General features: G+C 71.3%; 11 protein-coding genes. 6 read left to right on the forward strand and 5 right to left on the reverse strand.

Annotation, left to right across the window (positions count from 1 at the left end; all coding sequences use genetic code 11):
* Positions 1 to 70: 70 nt before the first annotated feature.
* The 3 genes from AC1DVZ_RS08790 to AC1DVZ_RS08800 all read right to left on the reverse strand — a co-directional run bounded on the left by AC1DVZ_RS08790 (position 71) and on the right by AC1DVZ_RS08800 (position 2,597).
* Complete coding sequence (locus AC1DVZ_RS08790; protein WP_477617803.1) at positions 71 to 1,150, reverse strand: DUF4192 domain-containing protein; 1,080 nt, start codon at positions 1,148 to 1,150, stop codon at positions 71 to 73.
* 176 nt (positions 1,151 to 1,326) lie between these two features.
* Complete coding sequence (locus tag AC1DVZ_RS08795; RefSeq protein ID WP_477617804.1) at positions 1,327 to 1,701, reverse strand: YkvA family protein; 375 nt, start codon at positions 1,699 to 1,701, stop codon at positions 1,327 to 1,329.
* A gap of 179 nt (positions 1,702 to 1,880) precedes the next feature.
* A complete protein-coding gene (locus tag AC1DVZ_RS08800; protein WP_477617805.1) occupies positions 1,881 to 2,597 on the reverse strand; it encodes an EcsC family protein in 717 nt (238 codons plus the stop codon).
* Between the two features lie 84 nt (positions 2,598 to 2,681).
* Between AC1DVZ_RS08800 and AC1DVZ_RS08805 the strand changes: the two genes are divergently transcribed.
* From AC1DVZ_RS08805 to AC1DVZ_RS08820, 4 genes are all read left to right on the forward strand, one after another.
* Positions 2,682 to 3,596 (forward strand): sulfurtransferase, encoded by a 915-nt coding sequence (locus tag AC1DVZ_RS08805; RefSeq protein ID WP_477617806.1) that lies wholly within the window; start codon positions 2,682 to 2,684, stop codon positions 3,594 to 3,596.
* A 53-nt stretch (positions 3,597 to 3,649) separates the two neighbouring features.
* A complete protein-coding gene (locus tag AC1DVZ_RS08810; protein WP_477617865.1) occupies positions 3,650 to 4,084 on the forward strand; it encodes a SufE family protein in 435 nt (144 codons plus the stop codon).
* A 44-nt stretch (positions 4,085 to 4,128) separates the two neighbouring features.
* A complete protein-coding gene (locus tag AC1DVZ_RS08815) occupies positions 4,129 to 5,871 on the forward strand; it encodes a DNA polymerase (protein WP_477617807.1) in 1,743 nt (580 codons plus the stop codon).
* A 187-nt stretch (positions 5,872 to 6,058) separates the two neighbouring features.
* Complete coding sequence (locus AC1DVZ_RS08820) at positions 6,059 to 6,862, forward strand: DUF1206 domain-containing protein (RefSeq protein ID WP_477617808.1); 804 nt, start codon at positions 6,059 to 6,061, stop codon at positions 6,860 to 6,862.
* Positions 6,863 to 6,918: 56 nt separating this feature from the next.
* Here AC1DVZ_RS08820 and AC1DVZ_RS08825 read toward each other — a convergent pair whose 3' ends face one another.
* Entirely contained in the window at positions 6,919 to 7,854 is a 936-nt protein-coding gene (locus AC1DVZ_RS08825) for a PAC2 family protein (RefSeq protein WP_477617809.1), read from the reverse strand.
* A 273-nt stretch (positions 7,855 to 8,127) separates the two neighbouring features.
* Here AC1DVZ_RS08825 and AC1DVZ_RS08830 point away from each other — a divergent pair, with 273 nt between their 5' ends.
* Together AC1DVZ_RS08830 and AC1DVZ_RS08835 are read left to right on the forward strand one after the other, a co-directional pair.
* The gene (locus tag AC1DVZ_RS08830) at positions 8,128 to 8,772 is read left to right on the forward strand and encodes a TetR-like C-terminal domain-containing protein (RefSeq protein ID WP_477617810.1); all 645 of its coding nucleotides are present in this window, start codon (positions 8,128 to 8,130) and stop codon (positions 8,770 to 8,772) included.
* Positions 8,773 to 8,886: 114 nt separating this feature from the next.
* Complete coding sequence (locus AC1DVZ_RS08835; RefSeq protein WP_477617811.1) at positions 8,887 to 10,440, forward strand: DHA2 family efflux MFS transporter permease subunit; 1,554 nt, start codon at positions 8,887 to 8,889, stop codon at positions 10,438 to 10,440.
* A 74-nt stretch (positions 10,441 to 10,514) separates the two neighbouring features.
* Here AC1DVZ_RS08835 and hrpA read toward each other — a convergent pair whose 3' ends face one another.
* Positions 10,515 to 14,417 carry an ATP-dependent RNA helicase HrpA gene (hrpA, locus tag AC1DVZ_RS08840; RefSeq protein WP_477617812.1) on the reverse strand — a complete coding sequence of 1,301 codons (3,903 nt, stop codon included), beginning with the start codon at positions 14,415 to 14,417 and terminating at the stop codon, positions 10,515 to 10,517.

The raw sequence follows: 14,417 nt of genomic DNA on the forward strand, positions 1-14,417 counted from the left end.
CCCCGGGCCCGGCCGCCCCGGGCCCGGCCGCCTCGAGCCCGGCCGCCTCGAGGCGGCGCGACGCATCCTGTCAGCCGGACCGCAGCTCCGCCGCGGGTTGCTCCCCCTGGCTCCCGGGGCGCACTCCGAGGTCGAGCATGCCTTCGAGCAGCAGCGCCAGACGGTACTCGGGGCGCGCCCGCAGGGCACGGTCCACACAGGTCCGGGCCAGGGCACCGTCACCGCGCCACCAGGCACAGCTGGCGAGCACGGTGAGCACCGGCGCCGCGTGCTCGTCCGGCACCGACCTGGCCAGGGACTGCAACCTGGCGAGCAGCCTGCCCCCGGCCACGGCCGAGGCGCCACCGGACCCGCGCTGCCAGGTGGGAGGTGGCATGGTGCAGCGCAGGGCGTCGACGAGGTCCGGCTCCAGGGAGTCCAGGGGCAGCGAACCCGGGCACAGCCAGCCCACCAGCCCGTCACGCAGCGCGAGGTCCTCCAGGCTGCGCACGAGCAGGGAGACCTCGGCCGGTCCGAGATCCTGGACGTCGGCGGCGCCATCGGTCACGTCGCAGACCACGGACCAGCGCGACAGCGCCTCGAGCCGACGGGCGGCCTCGGACCGTCCCGGGTCGGACGGCACGACCCCGGTCAGCTCGGTGGCCACGGCCTCGGCCAGGGCAGGATCCGCGGCGACGAGGCCGGCAATCGCCGACCGACCGGTCAGCGGCGCGACCTCGAGCCCGACGTACTCGGCGACGGCCGGGGTGTCGGCTGCCTCCGGGACCGGCGCACCCTCCGGCGGGCAGCACCCGTCGGCGCAGTCGATGCCGAACCAGCGCCCGTCACGGACGACGAGGCGGTCGAGCACATCGAGGTCGGCCTCGGTCGCCAGCCGACGGACGACCTCCAGAGCGGGCCTGCTCGAGCCCGGGGCCGTCTCGTAGCCCACGAGCATGACCGCCTCCGGACGGTCACGGAGCAGCGGACCCACGAGGACGCGGCCAACCTCCTCGACGTCCTCCGCTGGCGGCAGGTCGATCCGCTCGATCAGCCCGACGCTGCGACCGTGCAGGGCGAGCAGCACGATCGAGCCCTGCGGGTGGTAGCCGAGCTGGTAGGGCAGGACGGCCACGACGTCCGCCGGGCCGCGCAGTCTGATCTGGCTCATGGGCCAACGCTGGCGTCCAGGCAGCCGTCCGTCAGCGCCGGTGCTCGAGCCCTGTGGACGCCCGGGTCGGCGCTGCCCCGGGTGTGGCTCGCGGGCGCCACAACGGCGCCGCAACGGCGTCCTCCACCAGCCGACCGCTTCCCACACCCCGGCCGCGCGTCAGGACGTGCGTGGCGTCAGCGGACGACGTCGCCCTCCACGGTCTCGTGCACGGTCGTCGCCGGCGTGGCGCGCTCCCAGGCCAGGAACGACTCGGTCTCGTTGACGACGGTCGCAGCGATCCACGACACCACCACGGCGTCGTCGGCGAGGCCGAAGACGGACAGCGCCAGCTCGGGGATCAGGTCGATGGGCGACACGACGTAGGCCACCGCCCCGAGAACCATCAGCAGCCGACCGCGGGTGGTCCCGGCATACTCACCGCGAAAAGTGGCCCGGACGAGCCGGGGCAGGCTCATCAGGCGTTCCCCCAGGGCGGGCGAACCAGGACGCATTGAGGTCCGTACCGCGGTGGCGATGGTGCGCAGGGCACCGAAGCGGGTCATGGCCATGGTCAGACTCCCGTTGTTCGAGGGCGCAGGTTGTTCGAGGGCTCAGGTTGTTCGAGGGCGCCGCTCCCGGACGCCGACGTGGCCCGGACACAGTTCAAACGACCTGGGTGCCCCGGTGATTCCCGGCACCGTCCCAGCGTGCGCACACGAGGCGGCCCACGCCACTCGGAGCCGGGCAGTCAGAGTCCGGTGGCCCTGGGCGGGAACTCGTGGCGCGCGTGGTCGGCGATCTTCTTCAGCAGGTAGCTGTCGAGGCCGGCGCCGACGACGCCGCCGATGACCGGCACGCCCTTGCCGAACCGGCTCAGCGTCTTCTTCCCGGCGGTCGACAGCAGCCGGAAACCGACCGCCTTGTTGACCACCATCAACGCCGGTCCGGGCAGCCGCTGGGCCGCGAGGTTGGCGAGCCGGCCGGTCGAGGCCACACCCGCCTTCTTCAGCAGGTCGTCGGCGTCGGCCCCGACGAGGGTGAGCAGCACCGCCGAGCGGATCTCGGGCCGCTTGATGTCGTAGCCGCGCAGGGACGCGATCGAGGCCACCATCCGGGTCGCCACGACGTAGAACTCGACGACGTTGGCCGGGAGCGCCACCGGCAGCGTGACGAAACCGCCCAGCCCGGTGACGAAACCACCGGCGGCAGCAAGCCTGAGGTGACTTCGCACGACGGCGTCGACCGCCTCCTCGGCACCCGGCTTCTCGGCCCGCCGGACATCGGCGACCTTCTGCGCCGAGTCGAACGGACCCTTGCCGTCGATGCCCACGTCGAGCAGGCTCTCGATCAGGCCGGTCACTGCGCCGGAGAACATGCCCGAGTCCTCGCGAGGGGCCTTCCCCCGTTCGAGCGCCGAGGTCGGCTTTGCCTCCGCCTCGTCCTTGCCCATTCCGAGAAAGCCCACGTCAGCACCCCTCCGGGTTTCGTTTCGGTCGGTCGCCGCCATCCTGCCATGGGCCCGGAGGACCAGCGGGATTAGCCTTGGGACATGGCCCCAACCACTGAGTCCTCCTCCGCCGGCTTCACGCAGTACGCCCACCCGGAGCGGCTGGTCAGCACGCAGTGGCTGGCCGACCAGATCGAGGCCGGAGCCGTCGGTGGGCCCGACGGCATCGTCGTCCTGGAGTCCGACGAGGACGTGCTGCTCTACGACACGGGCCACATCCCCGGCTCGCTCAAGCTGGACTGGCACCAGGACCTGAACGACCCGGTGGTGCGCGACTACGTCGACGCCGAGCAGTTCGCCGCGGTCATGTCGGCCCGCGGCGTCGGCCGAGGCACCACGGTCGTGGTCTACGGCGACAAGAACAACTGGTGGGCCGCCTATGCGCTGTGGGTGATGAGCCTGTTCGGCCACGAGGACGTCCGGTTGCTCGACGGCGGTCGCGCCAAGTGGGCGGCCGAGGGTCGCGAGCTCACGCGAGAGGTTCCCGCCGTCGGCGCCCTGGCCGGCGACGCGGCATACCCCGTGGTGGAACGCGACGACGCGCCGATCCGGGCGTTCAAGGAGGACGTGCTCGCCCACCTCGGTGGGCCGCTGGTCGACGTGCGCTCCCCCGGCGAGTTCAGCGGCGAGCTGCTGCACATGCCCGACTACCCCCAGGAGGGCGCGATGCGCGGCGGGCACATCCCGGGCGCCAAGTCGGTGCCGTGGGCCCGGGCGGCCAACGAGGACGGCACCTTCAAGTCGCGCGAGGACCTCGAGGCGATCTACCTGCAGGAGCAGGGCCTGTCCCCCGACGCCGCCACGATCGCCTACTGCCGCATCGGCGAGCGCTCGTCGCACACCTGGTTCGTCCTCACCCACCTGCTGGGCTTCGACGCCGTCCGCAACTACGACGGCTCGTGGACCGAGTGGGGCAACGCCGTGCGCGTCCCTGTCGAACAAGGCGCGCCGACGTGACCAGTGCCGTGAGTGACCAGGCCTCGGCCCAGCCCGTCCCCCTGCCGGCTGCGATGCAGGAGATCGCCGACGACTTCGCGGATCTGCTTGCGCCGCAACGCCTGGAGCTCCTGCTGGAGTTCAGTGAGGGACTGCCCGACCTCCCGGAGAGGTATGCCGGGTCGCTCGACACCATGGAACAGGTCCACGAGTGCCAGTCCCCGATCTTCCTCGCCGTCGAGGTCGCGGACGAGCCCGCCGACCAGCCGGGTGAGCGGGCCGTGCACCTGTTCTTCTCGGCGCCCGCGGAGGCGCCGACGACCCGCGGGTTCGCGGGGATCCTCAGCGAGGGGCTCGACGGCCTGACCGCCGCCGAGGTGCTGGCCGTGCCGGAGGACGCGCCGTACCGGTTCTCGCTCGGTGAGGCGGTCTCGCCGCTGCGGCTGCGTGGCATGGTCGGGATGCTGAGCCGGATCAAGCGCCAGGTCGCCCTCAAGACCCGCACCTGACCACCGACCGGGTCGTCGGTCCCGGGTGCGAGGATGTGGCCGCCATGCCTGCTGCCCACGTCGCGTTCGTCGCCACAGCGGACGGTCGCGCCGCGATCGTGGGCGAACACGTCCAGCTCATCGGCCCGGTGGGCGAGCTCGTCCCGCGGGCAGCCGACCTCGAGCAGGCCGGTGACGTGAGGTGGGTCTGGTGGTCCGCCGGTGGCGACGCCTCCGCACTCGTCGCGGCCGGGGTGCCGGTGAACCGTTGCTGGGACGTGGCCGAAGCCCATCGCCTGCTCGCCGGCGGGTGGGAGGCGACGCCCCAGGTGGCGTGGGCCGCGGCACACCGGCTGGATCGTGCGGGCCTGCCCGCTGCGACGCGCGGAGACCTCTTCGACTTCCACACCACCGAGCCCTCGCGGGCGTCGGGGGTGTCCGGGGCGTCGACCGGCGGGCCGGGCACCGACGTCGACGCGGGACTGTCGGTGGTGAGGTCCGACGGCTACCTCGACCCCGACGCGGGCACGGCCACGTGGGTGCCGGACGACGACACGGTGGTGGCGTGGGGCCGRGCGACCCTCGCCTGCGCAAACGCCCAGGAGTCCGCCCTGGCGGAGGTGGGCCCACGGTCCGTGGCGGCGGCCCACTCGGAGTCCGCCGCAGCGTTCCTGTGTGTCGAGCTCGCCCGCGACGGGCTGCCCGTCGACCGGGCGACCGCCGAGCGGATGATCGCGGAGGCTGCCGGAGCCCGTCCCGAGAGCGAGGCGGACGCGAGACGGATCCGCGCCGAACGCGACCTGCAGGTGCTCTCCCACACGCCCGGTCGCGAGTCCACGGATCTGCGAAACCCGTTGCAGGTCAAGGAGCTCCTCGCCTCTGTCGGGGTTGTCGTACCCAACACGCGCAAGTGGGTCCTGGAGCCCTTCCGCGAGACCCACGCAGTGGTCGGCGCCCTCCTGGACTGGCGCAAGGCCGAACGCATCGCGACCACCTACGGCTACCCCTGGCTCGACGCCCACGTGGGGCCGGACGACAGGCTGCGCGGCGGGTGGACCGCCTGCGACGGAGCCGCTGGACGGATGACCGCGCAGAACGGCCTCCACAACCTGCCCACGTCGCTGCGCCCTGCCGTGGCCGCCCACCCCGGTCACGTCTTCGTCCGCGCAGACCTCGGCCAGATCGAACCGCGAGTCCTGGCCGCGGTCTCCGGCGACGAGGCCTTCGCCGCGGCAACCCGGGCGGACGACCTCTACGCGCCGGTGGCGGCGGCGCTCGGGGTGGAGCGTCCGGTGGCCAAGATCGCGGTCCTCGCGGCGATGTACGGCCAGCGCAGCGGAGCAGCCGGCGAGGCGCTCAAGGACCTCGAGCGCACCTACCCGGTCGCCATGGGCTACCTCGATGCCGCGTATGCCGCGGGGTTGCGGCGCGAGCCGCTGCGCACCTTCGGGGGTCGGCTGATCCGCCTCGACGCGGTCCTGGCCGACGCGCCCGCGGACGGCACGGCGGCCTACGACGCCGCCCGTGGCCGGTTCGCCCGCAACGCCGTGATCCAGGGCAGCGCCGCCGAGCTGTTCAAGGCGTGGGCGGCCACGGTCAGGGTCACGACGCGAGACCTCGGCGCCCAGATCGTGCTGTGCCTGCACGACGAGCTGCTCGTCCACGTCCCGGAGGAGAACGCCGCCGAGGCCAGGACCCGGCTCGAGCGCGCCCTGACCGACAGCGCCCGGCGCTGGACCGGGTCGACGCAGGTGCGCTTCGTCGCCGACGCCTCGATCATCCGGCGCTGGTCCGAGGCCAAGGACTAGTCCCTCGACAGCGCTGGACCGAGGCCGAGGCCGAGGCCGGGACCGAGGCCGAGGCCGGGATCGAGAACGAGGCCAACACCGAGACCGGGACCCGGCGAAGACCCTGACCCTCAGGCTCTGGCAAACCCCTGGCCATTGGGCCCTGGCAAACCCCCTGACCTGCGGGGATGCGTGGTTAGGTGGTGACATGGACTCCCAGGACGTCAAGCAGGCCGCCTCCAAGGCATCCGACCACCCCGCTCTGGAGGCCGCCGCGCGCGTGGGTTACGCCACGAGTGGCCTGCTGCACCTGCTGATCGGCTGGATCACCCTCCAGGTGGCCTTCGGCGGCAGCGGAGGCAAGAACGCCGACCAGAGCGGCGCCCTCGCGTCCCTCGCCGGCAACGGGGCGGGCAAGGCGGCCCTGTGGGTGGGCGTCGTCGGCTTCCTCGGCCTGGCCATCTGGCAGGTCGCCGATGCCTTCGTGGGACACCCCGGTGACGACAAGGACGCGTGGGGCGGCCGGGCCAAGGCCGCGGGCAAGGCGGTCATCTACGTCGCCCTCGCCTGGTCGGCGTTCCAGTTCGCCCGGGGCAGGTCCAGTGACAGCCGCAGCCAGAGCGTCGACTTCACCGCCAAGCTGCTGGACAAGCCCGGTGGGCGAGCACTCGTGGTCGTCATCGGACTCGCGATCATCGGCGTCGGCATCTACCACGTCCACAAGGGATGGACGAAGAAGTTCCTCCAGGACCTCCAGGACCACCCCGGCACGTGGGCGACGCGCGCCGGCCGGATCGGCTACATCGCCAAGGGCATCGCCCTGGTGATCGTCGGGTTCCTGTTCGCCGCTGCCGGCGTGCACAAGCAGGCGGCGGAGGCCAGCGGCCTCGACGGCGCGCTCAAGTCGCTACGCGACGAACCCTTCGGCCCCGCCCTGCTCGTCGTGATGGCGGCCGGTTTCGCGGCGTTCGCTCTCTACAGCTTCTCGCGCGCCAAGCACGCCAAGGTCTGACGAGTCGCCGGGGCCCCCGCCCCGGCGACGTGGCGCGTGGTTCGGCGCCGGACTGGTCAGCTGGGGTTGCCCTCGCCGGCGGCCTCGTCATCGGCGACGTCGCGCAGGAACTGCTCGAACTCGGCGCCGATCTCGTCCGCCGACGGCAGCTCGCTGACGTCGGTGGCGAGCAGGCTCGGCTTCTGACGACCCTCGCTGAACGTGTCGTACTGGCGCTCCAGCGCGGCGATCACCTGCGACACCTCGTCGGACCCCTCGATCTCGCGCGCGATCTCGGCGCGGTTGAGCCCCGCCTGCGCGATGAGGTCGTCGATGGGCAGGTTGAGCCCGGTGGCGGCGGTGATCGCGTTGAGCGCGGTCACGGCGCCGTCGGCGAACTCTGCCTGAGCGAGGTAGTGCGGCACGTGCACGGCGAACCCGAGGGCGTCGTGACCTGACTCCCCCAGCCTCAGCTCGAGCAGGGAGGACAGGCTCGCCGGCACCTCGACGCGACCGAACGGGTTGTCCTGCAAGGGAATCAGCCGCGGGTCCGTCGCGTGGGACGTGAGCCCGATGGGGCGGGTGTGCGGGACCGCCATGGGGATGCCGTGGGCACTGACGACGAGGGTGACGCCGAGCAGCACCACGAGCTGACGGACCGCCTCGGTCATCCGCTCCCACTGGAAGTCCGGCTCGGGTCCGGTCAGCAGGAAGTAGGGCGTGCCGTCCCGGTCGACGAGCCGGTGCAGCGCCAGGCACGGGTCGTCGTAGCTCATCCAGCGGTTGGAGTCGAAGACCATCGCAGGTCGACGACCGCGGTAGTCGATCATCTGGTCGGTGTCGAACGAGACGACGACGGTCGACTCGCCCGAGCCCAGGAGGTGGTCGGTGAGGATCCGTTGCGTGTGGCCCGCATCCATGAAGCCGCCGAGCGCGACGACCATGACCGACGCCCGCAGCTCCTGCGGGTCGGTGTCGGTCTCGAAGTGGTAGAGCTCGGATGGGTTCAGCACGGCTACTCCAGCGGTCGGTTCCCAGGTCTGATCTGGGCTCGTCAGGTTCTCTGCTTCTGGCCCGGGATGCTCGCAGACGTCCCGGTCCACAGTGGCAACGCTTCAGCATGGCAGGGGATTCCGTGCCTCACCTCCACCACCGTCGGGAGTTTCGCGAGCCATCCGAATGTGATGCCCGTCACACTTGACCACTTTGCGGAATGGGGCGAGCAGGCGTACGGTTCGATGAAACGAAACAGTTTCGTACTGTCCATCGACTCGAGGAAGACCACCGTGACTCCCACCAGCACCGCCACCGCCCTGGGGACCCAGGAGGCGCCCGAACCGGCGCGCTCCCGCCCCCGGGTCGAGGGCGACCGCGAACGGGAGATCCTCGAAGCCGCGCTCGAGACCCTGGCCGACGTGGGGTACGACCGCCTGAACTTCGACGCCGTGGCCAGTGCGGCGAAGGCCTCGAAGGCCACTCTCTACCGTCGCTGGCCGGGGAAGGTCGACCTGGTCATCGACGCGCTCCAGCTGATGATCGGCGTCGAGGCCGACCGCTACCCCGACACCGGCAGCCTGCGCGGTGACCTCATTGCCCAGGCCTGTGCCAAGGGCGGGATCGGCGAGGACCTCCCGGTCCAGGTGTTCGCCGCCCTGCTCGGGTCACTGCACCGCGACCCCGAGCTCCGTGAAGCCATCATGACCCGCCTCATGGCGCCCAAGATGGCGGTCACCCTCAAGACCTTCCGCGCCGCTCAGCTGCGCGGGGAGATCGGCAACGGCGCCGACCTGGAAATGCTGGCACGTCTGCTGCCGGCCATCTGTATCCACGAGGCGATGCTGACGGGCACCAACCCGTCACAGGAGCGCCTCATCTCCCTGGTGGACAGCGTCGTCCTCCCCGCCTGCGCCGCGACCCTGCAGCGCGGCTGACCACCCCTCGGCCTCTCTCCACCGCTGCACCCTCACCACGTCACCGTGAGGTCACCTGACGCCACGTCGGCTGACACCACGCCAGCTCACTCCATCCACCCAGAAGGATCCACCATGTCTTCGACTGCTGTCGTCGAGTCCGTCTCGACTCCGGAACCCGAGGTCGCGCCCAGCGGCAAGGGCCGGCACCTGGGCATCGCCCTGACCGTCATCACGGCCGCCCAGCTCATGGTCGTGCTCGACGGCACGATCGTGAACATCGCGATGCCGCACATCATGGCCGACCTCGGCTTCACCCAGGAGAACCTCTCGTGGGTCGTCACGGCCTACACCCTCGCCTTCGGCGGACTGCTGCTCCTCGGCGGACGCCTCGGTGACCTGTTCGGTCGCCGCAAGGTCTTCATGACCGGTGTGCTCGTCTTCGCGGGCGCCTCCCTTCTCGGCGGCCTGGCCCAGACCGAGGGCATGCTGCTCGGTGCCCGCGCGCTGCAGGGCATCGGCGCCGCACTGGCCTCCCCCACAGCCCTCGCACTGATCACCACGACCTTCCCCGCCGGCCCCGCGCGCAACCGCGCCATGGGTGTGTATGCCGCGATGTCCGGTGCCGGCGCCGCCGTCGGCCTCATCCTCGGTGGCGCGCTCACCGAGATCGACTGGCGCTGGACGATGTTCATCAACGTGCCGATCGGCCTCCTGGTCGCCTTCCTCGCGCCGCGCTTCCTCTCCGAGTCCGAGCCCGGCAAGGGCCGGATCGACGTCCCCGGCGCGATCCTCGGCACCGGTGGCCTGGTGTCCCTCGTCTACGGCCTCACCAACGCGGCCAGCGACTCCTGGACCTCGGCGACCACCCTCACCACGCTCGTCGCCGGTGTCGCGATGCTCGTCGCGTTCGTCGTCGTCGAGATGCGCTCCACCCACGCCCTCATGCCGATCCGCATCCTGGCCGACCGCACCCGCGGCACTTCGTTCGCCGTGATGCTCATCGTCGGCGCCGCGATGTTCGCGATGTTCTACTTCCTCGGCCTGTACATCCAGCAGGTGCTGGGCTACTCGCCGCTCAAGTCCGGCTTCGCGTTCCTCCCGTTCTCGTTCGGCATCGTCGTCGCCGCGCAGATCGCCTCGACCCTGATGACCAGGGTCGACCCCCGGTGGATCTCGGGCGTCGGCACCCTGCTGGCCGCGACCGGCATGTTCGGGTTCGCCCAGCTCGAGGTCGACAGCTCGTACGCCACGGGCCTGCTCCCGTGGATCACCATCCTCGCGGTCGGCATGGGCCTGACCTTCGTGCCGATGACGCTCACGGCAACCGCCGGGGTGGCCTCGGAGGACTCCGGTGTCGCCTCTGCCGTGCTCAACACGATGCAGCAGGTCGGTGGCGCACTGGGTCTGGCCACGCTGAGCACGGTGTTCGCCAACGGCGCCAAGGACAAGGGTGCCGAGCTCGGAGCCGCGCTCCAGGCCAAGGTGGCCTCAGGTTCGCTGTCCCCCGAGCAGGTCCAGGCCGCGCAGCACCAGATCGCGCTGCAGGCACAGACGTTCGGGTCGAGCCACGCCTACCTCGTGGCCGGAGCCATGATCATCGTCGGCTCACTGATCACGTTCGGATTCCTCAACGTCAAGCACGAGTCGCTGTCGTCCGAGGGCCACGAGAACGTCCACCTCGCCTGAGCCGACACCTCACCGACGAGGGCCCCGACCACCACGTGGTCGGGGCCCTCGCGCGTCGCTGCGGGGGTCGCGACTCACTCCAGGGCGGCGATCGCTGCCCGGATCCGCTTCTCCGACACCGGGTGTGCCGTGCCGAGCCCGTTCGCGAACAGGCTCACCCTCAGCTCCTCGACCATCCACCCGACATCCCGGACCGGGGCCGAGCGACGCTCGACGGGCGGCAGGGAGTCGAGCAGGTCGGCATACGCGATCTCGACGCGGTCCACGACCTCCTGGTTCGCCGCGTCCCGCGTCAGCGCGGCCGGTGAGGAGGGGGCCTTGTCGAGCCGCTGCAGCATCGCCCGCAGGTAGCGCCGCAGGTGGGGCAGGTGTGCCAGTCCCGTGTCGGCGATGAAGCCGCCGTAGACGAGGCTGTCGAGCTGGGCCCGGACGTCGGCGACGAGGGCTGAGGCAAACGGCGTGGAGAGGCCGTCGAGGCGTACTCGCACCTCCCTGGCCGCGGACAGGACCGGCTCCACCTCTGCCACCACCGTCAGCACGCGGGTCGCGATGTGGGTGCGGACCGCGGCGAGCACCGCCTCGAAGGTGGCGGCGTCGCGAACGCCATCGGCCCCAGCGCCTTCGCCACCGCGTTCGAGGACGATCGCGTCGACGGCGCAGGCGAGGGCGTCGTCGAGCAGGGCCGGCACCGAACCGTGCGGGTTGTCGCCCAGAGCCAGCTTCTGCGCGTTGGTCAGGGTGGCCAGGACCCGCTTCCAGGGCGCGGTCGTGTTGAGCAGCAACAGCCTGCGCACACCCAGCGCGGTGGCCGCGCCGGCCTCTCGCGCGCCTGGCATCACCACGATGTCGACGTGGTCGCCGCGGTCCACCAGAGCAGGGAAACCGTGGACGGTCTGCCCGCCGGAGGTCGACTCGAAGGTCGCTGGCAGGTCGCCGAAGTCCCACTGCCGCAGACCTTTTCGCTCGACAGCAGCGGCGGCACTCGACATCCGTCGCTGCACCTGGCCGGCCAGCTGCTCCTGGAGGGCGCCGAGGTCCTTGCCGCTGCCCAGCACGCGTCCGCTGCCGTCCTCGACCGCGAAGGTGATGCGCAGGTGGTCGGGGACGCGGTCCGACGCGAACTGTTCTGGCGGCACCTGGACGCCGGTCCGTGCCCGCAACACCCGCGCGAGCTCGTCAGCCAGCCGTCGGTCACCACCGGACTGGGCCTGCGCGAGGGCAGCAGCGGCGTGGTCCGGCGCGGGGACGAAGTGCACCCGGGTGGCCTTCGGCAGCGACCGCAGCAGCGCCGTCGCGAGCTCCTCCCGCAGCCCCGGCACCTGCCAGTCGAAGCCCTGGTCGGACACCTGGTTGAGCACCTGGACGGGGATGTGCACTGTCACGCCGTCGGCCGCCGCGCCCGGCTCGAACTGGTAGGTGACCGGGAGCTCGATGCCACCTTGGGTCCAGACCTTCGGATAGTCGAGGGCCGACACCCCCTCGGCGCTGTCGCGGGTGAGGAGCTCCTCGGTGAAGGTCAGCAGCTGCGGCGTCTGCCGGCGCGCGTCCTTCCACCAGCGGTCGAAATGGCGTTGGGAGACCACCTCGGGCGGCACCCGTGCGTCGTAGAACGCCACGAGGTCTTCCTCGTCGACGACGATGTCGCGCCTCCTGGCCCGTTCCTCGAGCTCGGAGAGTCGTTGCAGCAGAGCCTGGTTCGCCGTGAAGAACTCGTGGTGGGTGTCCCAGTCCCCCTCGACCAGCGCGTGCCGGATGAAGAGGTCACGCGACTCCTCGGCGTTGATCCGCGAGTACTGGACCGTGCGCGCGGCCACCAACGGGACGCCATACAGCGTGACCCGCTCGGTGGCCACCACCGCGCCCTGCTTGCGGGACCACCGGGGCTCGGAGTAGGTGCGCTTCACCAGGTGCGGGGCCAGCCGCTCTGCCCAGATCGGGTCGATCCGGGCGTTGCTCCGCGCCCACAGCCGGGTCGTCTCGACCAGCTCCGCCGACATCACCCAGGTCGGCTGGCGGCGGAACAGCGTCGACCCGGGCGAGATGCCGAACCGCGCACCGCGTGCCCCCAGGTAGTCGCGCTTGGCCTCGTCCCGCAGCCCGATGTGGGACAGCAGCCCGGCCAGCAGCGCCTGGTGGATGAGGTCTGCGTTGGGCGGCTCCCCGGGGGCGGCGGTCGCGGCCCTGGTGTCGATGCCGACGTCCTGGCACGCCTTGCGCAGCTGGCTGTGCAGGTCCTGCCACTCTCGCACCCGCAGGTAGTGGAGGTACTCCGTGCGGCACATCCGCCGAAAAGCGCTGTGGGACAACGCCTTCTGCTGCTCCTTGAGGTAAGCCCACAGGTTCAGCAGCGAGACGAAGTCCGAGTGCTCGTCGCGGAACCTCGCGTGCGACTGGTCGGCCTGGGTCTGCTTGTCGGCGGGTCGTTCGCGGGGATCCTGCATCGACAGGGCCGCGACGATGATCAGCACCTCACGCGTGCAGCCCACCGTGCCCGACTCGATCAGCATGCGCCCCAGCCGCGGGTCCACCGGCAGCCGTGCCAACGACGTCCCGTATGCCGTGAGCCGCCTCCCGCGCCCCCGATGCCTTCCGGTCGGGGGCGCGTCGGTGTCGGCGACGGTGTCGAAGGCCTGCAGCTCCTCCAGCAACCGGATGCCGTCGGCGACCTGACGGGCGTCCGGCGCGTCCACGAACGGGAAGGCCGTGATGTCGCCCAGGCCCAGCGCGGTCATCTGGAGGATGACGGACGCGAGGCTGGTGCGCTGGATCTCGGGCTCGGTGAACTCCGGCCTCGCCTCGTAGTCCTCCTCCGAGTAGAGGCGGATGCAGATGCCGTCGGCGAGGCGCCCACAGCGGCCGGCGCGCTGGTTGGCACTCGCCTGCGAGATTCCCTCGATCGGCAGCCTCTGCACCTTGGTGCGCTGGGAGTACCGCGAGATGCGCGCCGTCCCGGCGTCGACGACGTAGCGGATGCCGGGCACGGTGAGCGACGTCTCGGCGACGTTGGTGGCCAACACGATTCGTCGTCCGATGGCCCGTCCGAAGACCTTGTGCTGCTCCGCGGCCGAGAGCCGGGCATAGAGCGGGAGCACCTCGGTCTGGGGCAGCTTCATCGACTCGAGCGCGTCGGCGGTGTCGCGGATCTCGCGCTCCCCAGACAGGAACACGAGGATGTCGTGACCGGTCCCGTCCGCGGCGCGCTCGGTCCACAGCTCCTCGACGGCGTCACACACGCCGGTGACCTGGTCACGCTCCTCTGCCTCGGGCCGCTCCGGGTCGACGAGCGGGCGGTACCGGACCTCCACGGGGTAGGTGCGCCCGGAGACCTCGATGATCGGCGCTGGCTCCCCCGTGACCGCGTCACAGAAGTGTTCGGCGAACCGCTGCGGGTCGATCGTCGCGGAGGTGACGACGACCTTGAGGTCAGGGCGTCGCGGCAGCAGCTGCTTGAGGTAGCCGAGGATGAAGTCGATGTTGAGCGACCGCTCGTGCGCCTCGTCGATGATGATCGTGTCGTACTTGCGCAGCAGCCGGTCTCGTTGCATCTCGTTGAGCAGGATGCCGTCGGTCATCACCTTGACGAGAGTGGTGTCGCTGCTCTGGTCGGTGAAGCGCACCTGGTAGCCGATCGCGCCGCCGAGCTCGACCTCGAGCTCCTCGGCGATGCGCTCGGCCACCGAGCGCGCGGCGATGCGCCGAGGCTGGGTGTGCCCGATGAGTCCCGCCTGCCCACGCCCCACCTCGAGGCAGATCTTGGGCAGCTGGGTCGTCTTGCCCGAGCCCGTCTCCCCCGCCACGATGACGACCTGGTGGTCGCGGATCGCGGCGGCGATGTCGTCCTTGCGCGCGACGACCGGCAGTTCGGCGGGGTACTTGAGCTCCGGCACGGGTGGCGGGACCCGCACGGGCCGGGGTGGTCCCTGCCGACGTGGCCGCCGAGACCGGGACCGCTGCTCGGAGGACACGGGCGAAATCAT

It is taken from the genome of Pedococcus sp. P2_E5 (genome assembly GCF_056403895.1).

Excerpts from the sequence above, each read along its gene's own strand:
- AC1DVZ_RS08790 (WP_477617803.1), bottom strand. The coding sequence starts at position 1,150 with ATGAGCCAGATCAGACTGCGCGGCCCGGCGGACGTCGTGGCCGTCCTG.
- AC1DVZ_RS08810 (WP_477617865.1), top strand. The coding sequence starts at position 3,650 with ATGCAGGAGATCGCCGACGACTTCGCGGATCTGCTTGCGCCGCAACGC.
- AC1DVZ_RS08820 (WP_477617808.1), top strand. The coding sequence starts at position 6,059 with ATGGACTCCCAGGACGTCAAGCAGGCCGCCTCCAAGGCATCCGACCAC.
- hrpA (WP_477617812.1), bottom strand. The coding sequence starts at position 14,417 with ATGATTTCGCCCGTGTCCTCCGAGCAGCGGTCCCGGTCTCGGCGGCCA.
- AC1DVZ_RS08795 (WP_477617804.1), bottom strand. The coding sequence starts at position 1,701 with ATGGCCATGACCCGCTTCGGTGCCCTGCGCACCATCGCCACCGCGGTA.
- AC1DVZ_RS08805 (WP_477617806.1), top strand. The coding sequence starts at position 2,682 with ATGGCCCCAACCACTGAGTCCTCCTCCGCCGGCTTCACGCAGTACGCC.
- AC1DVZ_RS08835 (WP_477617811.1), top strand. The coding sequence starts at position 8,887 with ATGTCTTCGACTGCTGTCGTCGAGTCCGTCTCGACTCCGGAACCCGAG.